We start from the raw sequence: 16,503 nt of genomic DNA, 5'->3' as shown, positions 1-16,503 counted from the left end.
ACTCCGCCTCTAATTGCCTGTCATGAGAATGCTAGTTGAAGGAGAGAACATTCATGGAGCAGCCCGCTCGTGCAAATAAGAAACGGATTCAAACGGGGAAGACAACAAGAGCTATCGTGAAACCGCATGTCATGGAGGAATGGGTAGGTAAAGTTTATACGGCGCTTTGTATTCTAGTCCTCGTCATTACGATCGCTGCTATTGTCTATTTCGTTTCTTCCCGTGGTTTGACTACGTTTATTATGGATGGCGTGAGCCTCGGCGGGCTGCTTAGCGGCTTGAAATGGGATCCGGAAGGTGATATTCCGCTTTATGGCGCTCTGCCATTCATCTTCGGATCTTTCAGTACTTCACTTCTTGCTGCTTTGCTCGCAGCTCCGCTTGGTATTTGCGCAGCCGTGTTTATGACCCAGATTATGCCCGGTATTGGTAAAAAAGTGTTGCAGCCGGTTATTGAGCTGCTCGCAGGTATTCCATCCGTAGTTTTTGGTTTTGTTGGTCTTAGCGTTGTTGTACCGGCGCTCCGGGCTTTATTCCCGGGACAGGGCATTGGGATTGCGGCGGGAGCCATCGTGCTTTCGCTAATGATTTTGCCAACTGTAACAACGATTGCTACGGATGCGCTGGCTGCATTGCCCCGCGGTTTGAAGGAAGCTTCCTACGCGCTGGGTGCTACTCGCTGGCAGACGATTTACCGCATTGTGCTTCCAACCACGCTGCCGTCACTGTTAACGGGTGTCGTTCTTGGTATGTCCCGTGCATTCGGTGAAGCGTTGGCCGTACAAATGGTCATCGGTAACTCGCCGCATATCCCGCATTCGTTGTTTGAATCAGCCTCGACGCTGACGAGTGTCATCACACTCGATATGGGTAACACCGTTATGGGCTCCACGCACAACAATGTATTGTGGTCACTTGCGCTCATACTGCTTAGCATGACCTTTGTATTTGTATTCATAGTTCGCTTCTTGGAAAGGAGAAACCAACGATGAACGCCAAAACCGCAGATCGCATTGCCACGGGTGTCATTATCGGTGTCGCATCACTTATCGTTCTTATTTTGGCGGGATTGCTCGGTTTTATCCTCTTCCGTGGAGTAGGACATATCAGCTTTCATTTCTTGACCTCCGCGCCGCAAACGATCAAAGCCGGCGGCGGTATCGGACCGCAGCTCTTTAATTCCTTGTTCTTGCTGGTTTTGACACTTATCATTACCATTCCGCTCGGACTTGGCGCCGGGATTTATATGAGTGAATACGCGAAACCGGGTCGCCTTACAGACTCCATTCGTTTGGTAGTCGAAGTGCTCTCGTCTTTCCCTTCCATCGTAGTTGGTTTGTTCGGACTGCTAGTTATCGTTAACTTGTTCGGCTTTGGGTTCTCGCTGTTCTCCGGTGCGCTTGCGCTGACGGTGTTTAACCTGCCGCTTATGGTTCGGATTACCGAGCAATCGCTCAGCGGCGTACCGCGTGAGCAGAAGGAAGCCAGCCTGGCGCTTGGATTGTCGCGCTGGAAAACGATTACGTCCGTTATGCTGCCGATCGCAATGCCAACGATTGTAACCGGTACGATTCTTGCTTCGGGCCGTGTATTCGGTGAAGCGGCTGCGCTGCTATTCACAGCCGGCATGAGCTCGCCTCGTCTTGATTTCACGAATTGGAACCCGCTCAGCCCGTTCTCGCCGCTGAATCCGTTCCGTCCGGCAGAGACGCTGGCCGTGCATATTTGGAAAATCAACAGTGAAGGCTTAGCTCCTGATGCAGCTGAGATTGCTGCCGGTGCTTCTGCAGTTCTGCTTATCATGGTTCTATTGTTCAACTTCTCGGCCAGATGGTTCGGCAGATACTTGCATCGTAGATTTACAGCAACCAAATAAGGAAGGGTGACGAACATGCAAACAGAAGGATTGGAAGCCAAAAATCTTCGTGTATTCTATGGAGAGAAGGAAGCAATCAAGGGCGTATCGCTTGCATTTGCCCCGCGTGAAGTTACGGCATTGATCGGTCCTTCGGGTTGCGGTAAATCCACTTTTTTGCGCAGCTTGAACCGAATGAATGATACAATAGATGGTGTACGCACTTCCGGAGAGATCTGGATGGATGGCGAGAATATTAATGAATCCGGCGTCGATGTTGTGTTGCTGCGCCAGAAGATCGGAATGGTTTGGCAGCGTCCGAACCCGTTCCACAAGTCAATCTATGAAAATATCGCATTCGGACCACGTTATCATGGGATTCGAAACAAGAAGCAGCTGGACGAAATCGTAGAAGACTGCTTGCGCAAAGCGGCACTGTGGGATGAAACGAAGGATCGCCTTCACAATTCCGCGCTTGCGCTTTCAGGCGGTCAACAGCAGCGTCTTTGCATCGCTCGTTCGATTGCGGTCAAACCGAAAGTTATTTTGATGGACGAACCTGCATCCGCACTCGATCCGGTATCGACTGCGAAAGTGGAAGAGCTGATTTCGGAGCTCAAGCAGGATTTCAGCATCGTCATCGTCACTCACAACATGCATCAAGCAGCAAGGGTATCGGATAAGACAGCGTTCTTCTATATGGGCAAAGTCGTGGAGTATGATCAAACCGACAAGATCTTCACGAATCCATCCGAGAAAGCTACTGATGATTATATCTCGGGACGTTTCGGGTAATCCATCATTGGGAGGCGACGCAGATGATCAAGCGCAAAGAGCTCGACGAGGGATTGGAGCTTCTTAAGAAGAAGCTGATTGAGATGGGCAACCGCGTCGAAACGGGACTGGCCGCCGCGATGAAGGCACTCGAGGAAGTGGACGCCGATACGGCACGCATCATTATTGCGGAGGACATGAAGCTTAATCAATTGGAAGAGAGTATTGATGAGCTCGGTGCTCGCATGATTGCTACGCAGCAGCCGGTCGCGAAGGATTTGCGCCGCGTTCTGATCGCCTTCAAGATGGCGGCTGATCTGGAGCGAATGGGCGACCTCACGGTCGATATCGCCAAGGTAGTTGTGCGCCTTGAAGGGCAGACCCTTATGAAACCGCTGGTTGATCTTCCGCGCATGGCTGAGATTACCGGCCAGATGATCCGCGAATCGATCCAATCTTATGTACAGGAAAATGTGAATCTCGCGTGCAAGATGGCGCAGGACGACGATCAAGTGGATGCGCTGTTCGCGGAAGTAATCCGTGATTTGTTCGCTGTGATGATCGAGAATCCGAAGACCATTTCGCAAGGCAGCTTGATTAGCTTCGTGGGCCGCTATATTGAACGGATCGCCGACCATGCCACGAATATCGGCGAAAGCGTCGTCTTTCTCGTGACAGGCAAACGACCGGACCTAAATATGTAATACATGGGTAAACAGGTGCTGCGCATGATGCGCAGCACCTGTTTTTTTACGTGGAGTTAACAATAGGACAATACTTCCATCACACTTTATTCCTACAATGGAACATAAGGGATAGTCAAAAAGACTCACGCCTAAGAGGGATTCATATGAACGAAATCAGCTATGGATTATTAGACAAAACAATGCTGCATCGTTTAAAGGAAAGCTGGCATCAAGGCGGCATTGGTGTAATTGCCTTACAACTGCTTCAGGGCACTCCTGCCGCGGTTGATGAGGCATTGAATGAATGGGTGACTGAGCAGGAAGGGCTTGTTTGGCACAGCGCGATGGGGGATGACCGGTTCTATTTCTTGGCATGCGGTTTGGCTGCGGCGGCGGACAAAGAACTGGAGTCAAGACTCCGACTGGGTATCGATAAATTGAAAGTGAAACTTTGTAAGACCTTCGAGGCAAATCGGATTGTCAACATGAAGGAGCAGGATGGAAAACCGGATTTTGCGGTTGGACATGCTGTTTCCTGCCCTTCAACGGCAAAAGGCCGCTCCATTGAAGTTAGTATGTTTAAAGTAATTAAGGAAGCCTATGAGATGGTAGTCCGTTTCCAATCAGGGGAGCGGGAGGAACAGCAGGTGCATCAGCAGGAAGCATACTTAAGCGGCGTCCCATCGTATGTGACGATCGGATCGTTAACCAAGACAGTGCCTATGTTTGAGCCGGGCTCGCTTGTATCCGACCTGTCTCGCATGTTCGAGTCTAACCCGCATATCCAAGGTGCGGTTGTAGTTCAAGAGGGCAAGCCGCTTGGTCTTGTGATGAAAGAAAATATGAATCAGCTGCTGGCGGGGCAGTTTGGTCTTCCGCTCTATTGGAATAGGGCGATTGCCCGAATTATGGATAAGGAAGCCCTTGTCGTCGATGCAGAGCTGCCGGTCGAGCAAGTGGTACAGCTGGCAATGGCAAGGGATATTTCCCGGCTCTATCATCTCGTGCTCATTACGCGAGGGGACAAATTTGTTGGCGCAGCCTCAGTCCGCTCGATTCTAGAGTGTATGACGCAGCTGCGAACGGAGGAAGCACGGACAGCAAACCCGCTTACGGGATTACCGGGTAATGCATCTATTCAGCGGGAGATGCAGCGGCGGATTGATGGAGGCAGACCGTTCACCATCATTTATGCGGATTTGGACTATTTCAAATGGTTTAATGATTGCTTCGGGTTCAGCCAAGGGGATGCGCTGATCCGTTTTCTCGCTTCCGTTCTGCAAGAGGTTGCGCAGGTTGGCGGAAAACGGGATGATTTTATCGGCCATATCGGCGGGGATGATTTCATTATGCTGACCGATCGCTCCGAATCGGAGAAGCTGTGTCGCCTGCTGCTTGCCAGGTTCGACAGCGGCGTCAAAGGTTATTATGGCATGACGCATGTACCGGGTGTTGTGGACCGAAGCGGGGTGGCGGTGCAGCAAGAGGGCGTCACATTATCGTTGTCGCTGCTAAGGTGGAATGGGAACCATCCATTAACAACAGCCATTATTTCACAAGCGGCAGCGCGGGTAAAGAAGCAGGCGAAAGGAATTCGCGGCAGTGCCTATGTTGCCAGCGATGTATTCGGAGAGCAGCTGGGAGAGGGAATGACGTGACAGTAACTAGAGAATCCAATCAGATGGGCATTATATATTTTGCTTGGCAAGGCAAAGCGATCGAGCAAGAAGACGTAAAGGTGAAACTCGATGCCAAGTGGCGCCGTTTCGCCGAACGGGTCATGATGGAACAAGATGCAGTCAGTACGACCGGACTTTCGAAGCTATGGCTGCGTGATGACCTGTTTGTGTGTCTTTCCCTTCCGCCCTCGTGCTTCCGTTCACCGGAAGAGGACCTGCTGACGTTGGGCAGCAGACTGAAGCTCGACTGGGAGGAGCGGTTTATGGACGCCGAGTTCGGTGGCGCGATTCCCGAGCTAAAGCTGCATGCAGGCGTCTCCTTCTTGAATGGCGGCATCGTATCGGAGGAAGAGCGGCTGTATGATGGCATCAAACGCGCGATCATCCACGGACAGCCCACCGGCGCAACGGAGCGCAGCTTGAAGCGCAGAGCGCTGGAGCACATCCTCATGGAGCGGCTCATTCATCCGGTCTATCAGCCAATTATCTCGCTGCAATGCGGGACGGAGGCTGCATACGGATATGAGGCGCTTTCTCGCTTGCCGGATAAACGCTGGTTTGACGGACCGCTGCAGCTGTTTGATTTTGCCTCTGAAGAGGGGCTTACTTACTCCCTTGACCGGCTGGCCCGGGAGCGTGCAATCGAAGGAAGCGCGGGGCTGTCGGCAGGGCAGAAGCTGTTCATCAACATTACCGCGAAAATTATGAATGACCCCTCCTTCACAACCGGACGCACGATGCTGCTGCTCGAGCAATATGGGCTGTCTCCGCATCATGTCGTGTTCGAAATTACGGAGCGCAGCTCCATTGAGGATTTTGGTGCAGCGAAGAAAATTCTGCAGCATTACCGTACGCAAGGCTATCAGATCGCTATCGACGATGCAGGGGCAGGTTATTCATCGCTGCAGTCCATCGTTGAGCTGGAGCCGGATTATATCAAAATCGATCGCTCCCTTATTCATGGCATCCACCAGGATGGAATGAAGGCCCATCTGGTCCAAACGTTCACGGAGCTGGCTGCCAAAATGGGCATCTCGCTGGTGGCGGAAGGCATCGAGGAAGAGAGCGAGCTTCAATATATCAAGTCCATCGGCGTACACTACGCGCAAGGGTACTTACTTGGGAGACCGCAGCCTACAATTGCTTAACAGCTTGAAGTGAATGGGGGATTATCGCGTAAAAGTTGTAGGATATGTGGGGAAGCGGAGGGTGAGTCGCGAAGGTGCGGAGTGCGGCGAAGCGGAGGGCTGGTCGCGAAGGTGCGAAGTGCGTCGAAGCGGAGGGCTGGCCGCGAAGGTGCGATGTGCGTCGAAGCGGAGGGCGGATCGCGAAAGTGCGAAGTGCGGCTAAGCGGAGAGCGAGTAGTGAAAGAGCGAACAGCGTCGAAGCAGAGTGCGGTTCACGAATGTGCGATACGCGGCGTGTGCCGCGCGGTTTGCGAAGTGCGAAATGCTCTAACGAACCGTAGGGGGCTTATTCGCCCCCGGATAGCCCTCAAGAAATTCTAACGAACCATTGAGGCCTTATTTGAAGGTTTTTAGGTGTTTTGGAGCCGATTTACCCCACATAAGGCCCGTACGGTTCGTTAAATTCTAAAAGCTTAGAGATTCGGCGAAATAAGGCCTGTACGGTTCGTTAGAATTTGCGATGCGCTTGTGTTCTTGTTGGAGAGAGTGGATCATTGAAAGCGGAGTGCAGCAAGTTGAATGCGAATGCCAATAGTGGAGTGGGGATTCGAAACGCGGCACAGGGAGAAACCCTGTGCCGCCTTTTATATTAGCGGTGCAGAAAGGCCGGTCTGTTCCGCCGTTGAATGATGATTTAAAGCGTCGCTTCCTATCATCATTCTGCCTGGGAAAGTGTGTTCGCTTTATGCTATGATAAGCACTAGGAATAATAAGGTGAGGTGTGCTTGTCGGATGGATAAATGGGTATTGATTGATGGTAACAGTATCATTTATAGAGCATTCTTCGCGATGCCGCCGCTTACGAATTCGTCGGGGCTGCATACGAATGCGGTGTACGGCTTTACGACCATGCTGCTGAAGCTGCTGGAGGAAGAGAAGCCGACGCATATACTTGTCGCCTTCGATGCGGGCAAGACCACGTTCCGTCATGAAGGCTATGCGGAATACAAAGGCGGTCGGGAGAAAACACCGTCGGAGCTGTCAGAGCAATTCCCTGTGCTCAAGGAGCTGCTGCGCTCTTTCGGGATTGCGCAATATGAGCTTCCTGGTTATGAAGCGGATGATATTATCGGGACACTCAGCCGATTGGCGGATGAGGGCGGGATTGAGACCGTCGTCGTGTCCGGTGACAAGGATATGCTGCAGCTGGCTTCCGATCATGTCACCATTGCGCTCACGCGTAAAGGGGTGACGGATGTGGAGCGTTACGATCCAGCCGGTATCCAAGAGCGTTATGGCTTAACGCCGCTGCAAATTATCGACCTTAAAGGTCTGATGGGCGATACATCCGATAACATTCCGGGCATTCCGGGCGTCGGAGAGAAAACAGCGCTGAAGCTGCTGCACGAGTTCGGCAGCGTTGAAGGCGTCCTTGCCAATACGAGCGAAATCAAGGGCAAGATGAAGGAAAAGGTTGAAGAGCATCAGGAAAGTGCCATCATGAGCAAGAAGCTGGCTACGATCTATCGCGAGGTGCCCCTTGAGAATAAAGCGGACGAGCTGGTGTATAGCGGCTATGACGAGACAGCGCTCGGCGACATGTTCCGCAAGCTGGAGTTCAAGTCGCTGATCGAGCGGCTGCAGCTTCCTGAAGCAGGCGGATCCGCCGCTAATGCGATGGCAGTAGCGACCTATGAGGTTGTGACTGCGAGTGAGCTGACCGCAGATGCGCTTACTGAACTGCTTGCGACCTCCGAGAGCTTCTACATTGAAGCAATTGGCGACAATCCGCATCAAGCGAGATTCGTCGGACTAGCCGTGACAAGCGGCGAACGCGTCGTTGTTGTGACTTACGATGAGCTGATGGATGCGAAAACAGCGGCGCCTGTGCGCAAGTGGCTTGAGGATGAGAAAGCACCGAAGAAGGGCTACGATTTGCACAAAGCAGAGCTTGTCCTATCTTGGCTTGGCATTGAGCTGCGCGGGACAACCTTCGATGCACTGCTTGCAGCGTACCTTCTCGATCCGACCGAATCAAGCCAAACATTAGCGGCGCTCATTCAGCGTCACGGTCTTGCGGCGATTCAAACGGATGAATCTGTTTACGGCAAAGGCGCGAAGTTCCAAGTGCCGGCCTCCGGCGTGCTCGCAGGCCATCTGGCCGCTAAAGCAGATGCTGTCCGCAGACTCGTTCCGATGCTGACCGACGAGCTGGAGACCGGTCACATGAGCAAGCTTTGCTATGAGCTGGAGCAGCCGCTGGCTGTTGTCCTTGCCGGCATGGAGAAGCAGGGCATTAAGGTGAACGCTTCCGTGCTCGAGGATCTTGGCGCAGAGCTGGAGAAGAACATCTCGCAATACATGAGCGATATCTATATGCATGCCGGTATGGAGTTCAACATTAACTCGCCGAAGCAGCTTGGAGAGGTACTCTTCGAGAAGCTGGGTCTTCCGGCGTGGAAGAAAACGAAGACTGGTTATTCGACCGATGCGGAAGTGCTGGAGAAGCTCGAGCCTTACCACGAAATCGTGAAGCTCATTCTGCTGTACCGCCAGCTGGCGAAGCTGCAGTCGACTTATGTTGAAGGATTGTTGAAGGAGATTCGCCGCGACACGGGCAAAGTGCATACCTTCTACCGCCAGACTATCGCTGCAACCGGACGTCTATCAAGCCAATTTCCGAACTTGCAGAACATTCCGATCCGGTTGGAGGAAGGACGCCGTATTCGCAAAGCGTTCGTGCCGTCGGAGCCGGGTTGGACGATTCTCGCAGCCGACTATTCGCAGATCGAATTACGCGTTCTGGCGCATATTTCCGGCGACGAGAAGATGAAAACCGCCTTTATCGAGGATACCGATATCCATACGAAAACAGCGATGGACGTCTTCGGCGTAACTGCGGATCAAGTGGATGCGAATATGCGCCGGCAAGCAAAAGCGGTTAACTTCGGGATCGTGTACGGAATCAGCGACTTCGGTCTGTCGAACAACCTTAACATCGCACGCAAGGATGCGGCGAAGTTTATTGAGCAATATTTTGAAGTGTTCCAAGGGGTCCGGGCGTACATGGACAATATCGTTGCCCAAGCCCGCACGGACGGCTTCGTGACGACGCTCCTTGAACGCCGCCGCTACTTGCCGGAAATCAAGGCGTCGAATTTCAACCTTCGTTCGTTCGCCGAACGGACCGCGATGAACACGCCGATTCAAGGTACAGCGGCGGATATCATCAAGCTGGCGATGGTGAACATGGACAAGGAGCTGCGTGATCGCGGACTCCGCAGCCGCATGCTGCTGCAGGTACACGATGAGCTCGTCTTCGAAGTGCCGGCCGAGGAGCTGGAACTGATGAAGACACTCGTACCGGAGGTTATGGAAGGCGCGCTGAAGCTGGATGTACCGCTCAAAGCAGACGTCAGCTTTGGCGATAACTGGTATGAAGCGAAGTAAAGTTTCACGCTAACCGAGGTGAAGATGAGGAAGCTTTAGCACGTTCTGCCGCACTCAGTGTGGCTGGGGACGTTCTAGAGCTTTTTCTTTTATCTATCTTGTTTTGTATAAAGGTAGATGGTAAAATATAACTAGAACATGTGTTCGTGTTACAGTGAGATCTTTCTACGAATACTGGAGGGGAAAACGTGGTCGAAATCAAGGAGAAACAACCATTTTCGGTTATTGGTAAATTGGGACAAGGTCTTGCAAATGAAGGCGCCGTATGGATACCGCCTTTATGGCAAGAAGCCAATAGTCACTTTCATGAAATTAGCAGCCTCGCGAAGCTGGACAGTGATGGCAATATCGTTGGAATTTGGGGAGCCATGAGTGATGTTGGCGGGAACTTTGAACGGTGGCAAGATGAAGGCAAATATTTAGCAGGCTGCGAAGTTGTCGATGGTGCAATTGCCCCCAGTGGATGGACGAAATGGGTCCTACCTGCATTTACATATGCTGTAGTTACCTGTACGCAAGACACGTATAAAGAAACGTTCCATCGGATGATGTCCGAGTATCTGCCAGCTCATTCGTATAAACTTGCCGGAGCGGTTCATGAACAATACCATCCTAAAGCCAATCATGGAGAATTATCACTTTACTTGCCAATTGAAAGCATTGTGAATGGTTAATCGAAATTTCTACATCGTCTTCTATAATTGGCTATTCTCGCCATTCCTTCCATAAGGTAAGCTAGAGAGGAAGGCAAGAGTAGACGAGGAGGCCAATATGACTATTATTCCTGGGGATTATGTGGAACGCGTTTATGCCGGCTGGCTCGGCAAAGTCATCGGTGTGCGGCATGGCGGTAATATCGAGCAATGGACCTATGAACGAATTGCCCGTACGTTTGGCGAAATAACCGGATATTTGCATTCATTCAGAAACTTTGCCGCAGATGACGATACGAATGGGCCGATGTTCTTCCTTCGCGCCCTTGAGGATTATACGCATACAAGCGACATTACCGCGGAACAAATGGGACTGACCTGGCTCAACTATGCGCCGGACGGTCATGGTTTCTATTGGTGGGGCGGCTACGGCAAATCGACGGAGCATACGGCTTATCAGAATTTAAAGAATGGGATTATGGCGCCTCGTTCCGGATCTATCGCACAGAACGGTGCGGCGGTTGCGGAGCAAATTGGCGGGCAGATTTTCATCGATACATGGGGCTTGATCGCACCTGGCAATCCGGCGCTCGCAGCCGAATATGCGGAGAAAATTGCAAGCGTTTCCCATGACGGAAACGGCAAATACGGCGGCATGTTTATTGCGGCTTGTATCGCGGCTGCTTTCGTTCATAAGGATATTCGCAAGATATTGGAAGCGGGACTTTCCGTCATCCCCGCTGATTGTGAATATGCCCAAATGACCCGAGCTGTGATGGAATATCACGCAGGACAACCGGAACAATGGCGGGATGCGTTCCGTTTCGTAGAGTCGCGCTATGGCTACCACCTCTACCCGGGCGAATGTCATATCATTCCGAATGCTTCCGTTATTATACTTTCTTTGCTTTACGGCGAAGGCGACTTCTCCCGTGCTATTAACATTTGCAATATGTGCGGTTGGGACACAGACTGCAACGTTGCTAATGTCGGCACGATTATGGGTGTCATGAATGGCCTGGAGGGGATAGATGTTTCTTGGCGTCAGCCGATCAACGATTTCCTATGCTGCTCCAGTGTGATCGGCACATTGAATATGTTGAATATCCCTTGGTGCGCTACCTATATCGCGAGCTTTGGATACAAAATCGCAGGTAGTGAAGTACCGGCCCGATGGTCAGCGATACTGAATCGCGAAGCACCTCAGTTTCATTTCGAGCTGCCGGGATCGACGCATGCATTCCGCACGGATTCGGATGACAGCGGCATGCATGTCACCAGCTTCGTCCAGAATTCGGACGAGGTAGCGGCGAGCGGCTCTCGGTCGCTGAAAGTCGTGTTCGACAGGGCAACGGGCGGCTATGGCTATCGAGCCTATCATCAGACGTATTATCGCCCGCATGATTTTAACGACAGTCGATATGATCCCAGCTTCTCGCCGCTTATCTATCCGGGGCAAACGATTACAGCGGGTCTGATGGTACCCGAATATATCGGCGCTCCGATCCAAGCACGGCTTTATGTGAAAGACGGTCATGCTAACGTTCGTCACTACGGAGAGTCTGTCCTCCTGACGAAAGGGGAATGGACGCGGCTTACGTATGAGTTGCCAGCGATGGCGAATGTCTGCTTGGAGGAAGCGGGCATGGAGCTCCTGCCCCTGGAAGGCTGGCACGAGAATTTGATTGCTTATGTCGATCACATGGATTTCTCCGGTGAGCCGAACTACTCGATTGATTTCAAGCAGGAGCGGACGGAGCGGTGGCATGGCTTGCATCAGGAAGTGAGCCAATTCACCTACTTGCGCGGCTTGTGGGCGCTGGAGAACGGGGAGCTGTCCGGAAGCTATAGCGGCGAGCCGGCGGAATGTTACACCGGTGATTTAAAGTGGCAGGATTACGAATATGAAGCCGTGATTACGCCTCAAGCCGGCGGCTATCATAATATGCAGTTCCGCGTACAAGGCGGAATTCGATCCTATGCTGTCGGGCTGGCTCCAGGCAACGAAGTGAAGCTCTATAAGAATGCGAATGGCTATTCAGTGCTGGCAACAGGAGAATATGAATGGTCTCATAGCCAAGATTATACGATAAAGGTCACGGCCCAAGAGAACCGCTTCAGCATCTCCATCGATGGCCGGCAAGTGCTCCAATTTGAGGATGCGGACCAACCTTACTTGACCGGTCAAGTCGGCTTCTCGACGCTGCATGGAAGTCATACTCACTATAAGCAGTTTTCGGTGCGAGGATTGTAGCTAAGAAGATCCGGTTGATGCGCTTGAACGAATATTTTGAAGCCTTCTATTCGCTGTAAATATCAGCGTGGAAGGCTTCTTTTTGCGTGGAAATGTGGTTTCATGAATAGAAGGCTTACAAGTCGGGAAGACGGCTAGGAGATTTGGCTTTGCTGAGGTATAATGAGGTCTGAACCATGGCTTGGGAGGGAATTATGCAATGCCGGAATTACCGGAGGTTGAAACCGTTCGGCGCACGCTGAATGAGTTAATTAGGGGAAAACGGATCGAGCGGGTAACCGTGTCGCTTCCGCGTATTATACAACGACCGCATGAGCCGGAGATTTTTGCTGCTGCACTTGCGGGACATACCATTGAGTCCGTGGAGCGCCGAGGTAAATTTCTGCGTATTCTGCTGGATGGCCTTGTGTTGGTCTCGCATCTTCGCATGGAAGGCCGTTATGGCGTCTACGAAGCCGATGACCCGGTGGAGCTACACACCCATGTTCGTTTTCATTTCGAAGATGGTACAGAGCTGCGCTATAAAGATGTACGCCAATTCGGGACGATGCATCTGTTTGCTCCCGGCGAGGACTTAGTCCTTCCCCCGCTGAACAAACTCGGGATCGAGCCGCTAAACGAAGCATTTACATTGCAAGCCTTCAAAAAGGAAGTCGCTCATCGGACGACGAAGATCAAGCCGCTCTTGCTGAATCAGGAATATATCGTTGGACTTGGCAATATCTACGTGGACGAGGCGCTATTCACGGCCGGCATTCACCCCGAACGGACAGCGGATTCCATTAAGCCTGCGGAGTGGACGAAGCTTCACGAAGCGATTCGCGCAACGCTTTCGCGCGCAGTAGACGCGGGCGGATCGTCGATTAAGTCCTATGTAAACGGCCAAGGCGAAATGGGGATGTTCCAGCATGAGCTGCTCATATATGGCCGCAAGAACGAGCCTTGCCGCAAATGCGGTGCAAGCATAGAGAAGACCGTTGTTGGCGGCCGGGGCACACATATTTGCCTCAAATGCCAGCCGCTAACGAAGAAGCGGAGCGACAGTAAGGCAGCCAAGCCAATGTCTAAATAAGGAACGACTGTGGGCAGCGTGCATATGATGTACCATTCATGTTTTCTAGGCGAGTGCACAGATCCTGCGCTATCGTCATCATGGGAGGGACATCAAGTTGCTCATTCATGCTGCATCATTGCTGCTGCTTGCTTTTGCCGTTAGCTTGGATGGTTTCGGCGTTGGCGTAACGTACGGTCTTCGGCGCATCCGAATTCCTGTTGCGTCGATCGTAATTATCGCTTTTTGCTCCGGGTTGGTCGTTTGGCTGTCCATACAAATTGGCTCGCTGCTTACCGGTTATATGTCGCCGGATGTAGCGAAATGGATCGGTGCGGTCCTGCTGATGTTGATTGGCGTTTGGGCGCTCATCCAGTATTGGAAGCGCAGATCCGAAGGGGACCCGGGGGAATCAGATGAAGCCTCCGCGTCATCTGCCTCCGGATCCGCCTCCACCTCCGCCGAGAGCGGCGGTAATGATGGGACCGGCGCTGTAATGGCGGCGGGCAATATTCGGATGGCGGCATCCACGATTGTCATTCTCGAACTGAAACGGCTGGGTATTGTCATTCAGATCTTACGTACGCCGCAAATGGCCGACGTGGACCGATCCGGTATCATTTCTGCATCAGAGGCCGTGCTGCTTGGATTCGCATTGTCGCTCGACAGCTTCGGAGCGGGACTGGGCGCGGCGATGGTTGGTTTCAATCCGCTGTTGACTGCAGTAGTCATTTCCGGGGCAAGCGGGATGTTTCTGCTTGCAGGTATGCGGCTAGGGTTCCGGTTCGCAGCCTGGCGCGGTATGCGTGCTTTGTCGGTGCTGCCTGGCATTATGCTGATTGTAATGGGCGTTATGCGTTTAATGTAGGTGTAGGACAGAATTTGAGGTGAACGTATTGATACTGGGATTAACCGGCGGCATCGCTTGTGGTAAGAGCACCGTCAGCGCCATGCTTGTGTCGCATGGCGCCAAGCTGATCGATGCCGACCAGGTCGCCCGGGAGGTCGTACTCCCAGGCGAGCCGGCGCTGGCAGCGATCGTTGCTGAATTCGGACAAGCTGTCTTGCATGAAGACGGCTCGATGAATCGGGCTGAGGTGGGGAAGCTGGTATTCGGCGATCGCGAGCGATTGACGAAGCTGGAAGGCATTCTGCACCCTGCGATTCGAGAGCGAATGTGGGAGCGAATTAACGCCTACGCGGCGGAAGACCCGAATCAATTGATCGTAGCGGATATTCCTTTATTGTATGAAACCGGACAAGCAGCTTTGTATGATGCTGTTATGGTCGTTTATGTACCGAAGGAAATTCAGATCGAGCGTTTGATGCAGCGGAATTCGCTGACACGGGAGCAGGCAGAGGAACGTACAGCGCTGCAAATGGATATCGAAGAGAAACGGCGTCTGGCGGATTTCGTCATCGACAACAGGGGAACAATTGCCGAAACCGCACTGCAGGTGGAACAGTTTTGGCGTGGGCAGGGATTGCAGCTATGACGATGAAAAAACTTCGAAGAAGAGTCATTCTCATTATTACATTAGCTTTTGTCGTACTGTTGTTCGTTCGGTCGGAGTGGATGAGCCACTGGATGTATCCGGTTCACTTCCGAGAGGATATCGTAATCAGTGCGGATAATTATAAGCTTGAACCACATCTCGTGGCCGCCATCATAAGAGTAGAAACCAATTATAAGACCGGTGTTGTATCGCGTAAAGGCGCTATTGGCGTGATGCAGCTGATGCCGGACACTGCAAACTGGATTATTCAGAAAGGCGGCTTTGGGAAGATTTCGACCGAAGCGATTTCGAATCGAGCAGATGTGAGCATTGAAATCGGGGCTTGGTACCTGAATGCATTAAATCAGCAGTTCGATGGCAATATGTATACTGTGATCGCTGCATACAATGCAGGGCCTGGCAATGTAAGCCGATGGCTTGCCGACGGTACTTGGGATGGCAGGCTGGAGACCGTGGATCAGGTGCCTTTCGGAGAAACAAGACACTATATACAGCGGGTCATTTATTATTATAATAAGTACAAGACCCTTTATCCGAATTTGTTGGAAAGCTAAAAATAACTTTGGCCGGCTGCCCACAGGCAACCAGCCAAAGCTTGGAGATTAGAATCTTCGATTATCGACCTGCAAGAGATTGTTCGGCGATTTGCACGAGTTTACGGGTAATGCTACCCCCGATAGAACCGGCATCCTTCGTTGTGATGTTACCGTAGTATCCATCGGATGGAAGGGAGATACCCAATTCCTGTGCGACCTCATATTTCATTTGGTCTAATGCAGCGCCTGCCTGTGGTACAACCAGTTGACTGCTACCGTTGTTGGCCATTGTCGTTCACCTCCTTGCGGTTGGTAACTGTATTATGTGCGTTAGATCATTTTTCATTACAGGTAACGATTGGGAAACGATAAATAGCGTGCTATTTCGTATTCACTATGGATGTAGACGGAGGAGCTTTAGACGATGAAATGTCCGTATTGCGATTATGCTGGGACGAAAGTGCTCGATTCCAGACCCGCTAACGAAAATAAATCGATACGCCGTCGCCGTGAATGTGAGAAATGCACGCGGCGGTTCACGACCTTTGAGATGGTGGAAGAAACGCCATTGATCGTCATCAAGAAAGACGGTAGTCGGGAAGAGTTTAGCCGCGACAAAATATTGCGTGGCCTTATCCGTGCATGCGAGAAACGTCCCGTATCCGTGGATCAGCTGGAAATTATCGTATCCGAAGCGGAGAAAGAACTTCGTACGACGGCACAAGCTGAGGTGGAGAGCCGCGAAATTGGCGAGCTCGTCATGTCCCAGTTGTACCCTGTCGATGAAGTGGCTTATGTCCGATTTGCGTCGGTATATCGCCAGTTCAAGGATATTGACATGTTTATGAAGGAATTGAATAGCCTGCTGAACAAGCATCCTTTGAATTAAGATAGCTTGGACGAGCATCGGAAGCCTGCAAC

General features: G+C 51.8%; 16 protein-coding genes. 15 read left to right on the top strand and 1 reads right to left on the bottom strand.

What is annotated here, in order from left to right:
- Window positions 1–53: 53 nt before the first annotated feature.
- From pstC to AC6ESO_RS27995, 14 genes are all read left to right on the top strand, one after another.
- Window positions 54–992 carry a phosphate ABC transporter permease subunit PstC gene (gene pstC, locus AC6ESO_RS28060; RefSeq protein ID WP_497094277.1) on the top strand — a complete coding sequence of 313 codons (939 nt, stop codon included), beginning with the start codon at window positions 54–56 and terminating at the stop codon, window positions 990–992.
- Window positions 989–1,876 carry a phosphate ABC transporter permease PstA gene (gene pstA, locus AC6ESO_RS28055; RefSeq protein ID WP_494816771.1) on the top strand — a complete coding sequence of 296 codons (888 nt, stop codon included), beginning with the start codon at window positions 989–991 and terminating at the stop codon, window positions 1,874–1,876. The genes pstC and pstA overlap by 4 nt, the downstream gene beginning before the upstream one ends.
- Before the next feature lie 15 nt (window positions 1,877–1,891).
- Window positions 1,892–2,650: a phosphate ABC transporter ATP-binding protein PstB gene (gene pstB, locus AC6ESO_RS28050; RefSeq protein WP_497094276.1), complete on the top strand. Its 759-nt coding sequence runs from the start codon at window positions 1,892–1,894 to the stop codon at window positions 2,648–2,650.
- A gap of 23 nt (window positions 2,651–2,673) precedes the next feature.
- Complete coding sequence (gene phoU, locus AC6ESO_RS28045; RefSeq protein ID WP_497094275.1) at window positions 2,674–3,333, top strand: phosphate signaling complex protein PhoU; 660 nt, start codon at window positions 2,674–2,676, stop codon at window positions 3,331–3,333.
- Between the two features lie 146 nt (window positions 3,334–3,479).
- Window positions 3,480–4,973, top strand: a complete 1,494-nt coding sequence (locus AC6ESO_RS28040) for a GGDEF domain-containing protein (RefSeq protein WP_497094274.1) — start codon at window positions 3,480–3,482, stop codon at window positions 4,971–4,973.
- Window positions 4,970–6,142 (top strand): EAL domain-containing protein, encoded by a 1,173-nt coding sequence (locus AC6ESO_RS28035; protein WP_494816775.1) that lies wholly within the window; start codon window positions 4,970–4,972, stop codon window positions 6,140–6,142. Before AC6ESO_RS28040 ends, AC6ESO_RS28035 begins: the two co-directional genes overlap by 4 nt.
- 61 nt (window positions 6,143–6,203) lie before the next feature.
- The gene (locus tag AC6ESO_RS28030) at window positions 6,204–6,344 is read left to right on the top strand and encodes a hypothetical protein (protein WP_497094273.1); all 141 of its coding nucleotides are present in this window, start codon (window positions 6,204–6,206) and stop codon (window positions 6,342–6,344) included.
- Between the two features lie 569 nt (window positions 6,345–6,913).
- Window positions 6,914–9,571: a DNA polymerase I gene (gene polA / locus AC6ESO_RS28025; RefSeq protein ID WP_497094272.1), complete on the top strand. Its 2,658-nt coding sequence runs from the start codon at window positions 6,914–6,916 to the stop codon at window positions 9,569–9,571.
- Window positions 9,572–9,759: 188 nt separating this feature from the next.
- The gene (locus AC6ESO_RS28020) at window positions 9,760–10,245 is read left to right on the top strand and encodes a GyrI-like domain-containing protein (RefSeq protein ID WP_497094271.1); all 486 of its coding nucleotides are present in this window, start codon (window positions 9,760–9,762) and stop codon (window positions 10,243–10,245) included.
- 97 nt (window positions 10,246–10,342) lie between these two features.
- Window positions 10,343–12,478 carry an ADP-ribosylglycohydrolase family protein gene (locus tag AC6ESO_RS28015; protein ID WP_497094270.1) on the top strand — a complete coding sequence of 712 codons (2,136 nt, stop codon included), beginning with the start codon at window positions 10,343–10,345 and terminating at the stop codon, window positions 12,476–12,478.
- A gap of 199 nt (window positions 12,479–12,677) precedes the next feature.
- Entirely contained in the window at window positions 12,678–13,550 is an 873-nt protein-coding gene (mutM, locus tag AC6ESO_RS28010) for a DNA-formamidopyrimidine glycosylase (protein ID WP_497094269.1), read from the top strand.
- 97 nt (window positions 13,551–13,647) lie between these two features.
- The gene (locus tag AC6ESO_RS28005) at window positions 13,648–14,397 is read left to right on the top strand and encodes an MntP/YtaF family protein (RefSeq protein ID WP_497094268.1); all 750 of its coding nucleotides are present in this window, start codon (window positions 13,648–13,650) and stop codon (window positions 14,395–14,397) included.
- 28 nt (window positions 14,398–14,425) lie between these two features.
- Window positions 14,426–15,025 carry a dephospho-CoA kinase gene (gene coaE, locus AC6ESO_RS28000; protein WP_497094311.1) on the top strand — a complete coding sequence of 200 codons (600 nt, stop codon included), beginning with the start codon at window positions 14,426–14,428 and terminating at the stop codon, window positions 15,023–15,025.
- The gene (locus tag AC6ESO_RS27995; RefSeq protein WP_494816781.1) at window positions 15,022–15,600 is read left to right on the top strand and encodes a transglycosylase SLT domain-containing protein; all 579 of its coding nucleotides are present in this window, start codon (window positions 15,022–15,024) and stop codon (window positions 15,598–15,600) included. Before coaE ends, AC6ESO_RS27995 begins: the two co-directional genes overlap by 4 nt.
- A 61-nt stretch (window positions 15,601–15,661) precedes the next feature.
- Here the strand turns inward: AC6ESO_RS27995 and AC6ESO_RS27990 are convergent, their stop codons facing one another.
- On the bottom strand, window positions 15,662–15,871 hold the full coding sequence (locus tag AC6ESO_RS27990; RefSeq protein WP_090981608.1) for an alpha/beta-type small acid-soluble spore protein: 210 nt from the start codon (window positions 15,869–15,871) through the stop codon (window positions 15,662–15,664).
- A 135-nt stretch (window positions 15,872–16,006) separates the two neighbouring features.
- On the opposite strand from AC6ESO_RS27990, the gene nrdR reads away from it, so the two are divergent.
- The gene (nrdR, locus tag AC6ESO_RS27985) at window positions 16,007–16,471 is read left to right on the top strand and encodes a transcriptional regulator NrdR (RefSeq protein WP_091214235.1); all 465 of its coding nucleotides are present in this window, start codon (window positions 16,007–16,009) and stop codon (window positions 16,469–16,471) included.
- Window positions 16,472–16,503 lie beyond the last annotated feature (32 nt).

The organism is Paenibacillus rhizoryzae (assembly GCF_059686995.1).
This window is presented reverse-complemented; position numbering and strand designations above follow the sequence as displayed.

What these genes read in the sequence shown, in the direction of transcription:
- pstC (WP_497094277.1), top strand. Translation starts at nt 54, where the DNA reads ATGGAGCAGCCCGCTCGTGCAAATAAGAAACGGATTCAAACGGGGAAG.
- pstA (WP_494816771.1), top strand. Translation starts at nt 989, where the DNA reads ATGAACGCCAAAACCGCAGATCGCATTGCCACGGGTGTCATTATCGGT.
- pstB (WP_497094276.1), top strand. Translation starts at nt 1,892, where the DNA reads ATGCAAACAGAAGGATTGGAAGCCAAAAATCTTCGTGTATTCTATGGA.
- phoU (WP_497094275.1), top strand. Translation starts at nt 2,674, where the DNA reads ATGATCAAGCGCAAAGAGCTCGACGAGGGATTGGAGCTTCTTAAGAAG.
- AC6ESO_RS28040 (WP_497094274.1), top strand. Translation starts at nt 3,480, where the DNA reads ATGAACGAAATCAGCTATGGATTATTAGACAAAACAATGCTGCATCGT.
- polA (WP_497094272.1), top strand. Translation starts at nt 6,914, where the DNA reads ATGGATAAATGGGTATTGATTGATGGTAACAGTATCATTTATAGAGCA.
- AC6ESO_RS28015 (WP_497094270.1), top strand. Translation starts at nt 10,343, where the DNA reads ATGACTATTATTCCTGGGGATTATGTGGAACGCGTTTATGCCGGCTGG.
- mutM (WP_497094269.1), top strand. Translation starts at nt 12,678, where the DNA reads ATGCCGGAATTACCGGAGGTTGAAACCGTTCGGCGCACGCTGAATGAG.
- AC6ESO_RS27995 (WP_494816781.1), top strand. Translation starts at nt 15,022, where the DNA reads ATGACGATGAAAAAACTTCGAAGAAGAGTCATTCTCATTATTACATTA.
- AC6ESO_RS27990 (WP_090981608.1), bottom strand. Translation starts at nt 15,871, where the DNA reads ATGGCCAACAACGGTAGCAGTCAACTGGTTGTACCACAGGCAGGCGCT.
- nrdR (WP_091214235.1), top strand. Translation starts at nt 16,007, where the DNA reads ATGAAATGTCCGTATTGCGATTATGCTGGGACGAAAGTGCTCGATTCC.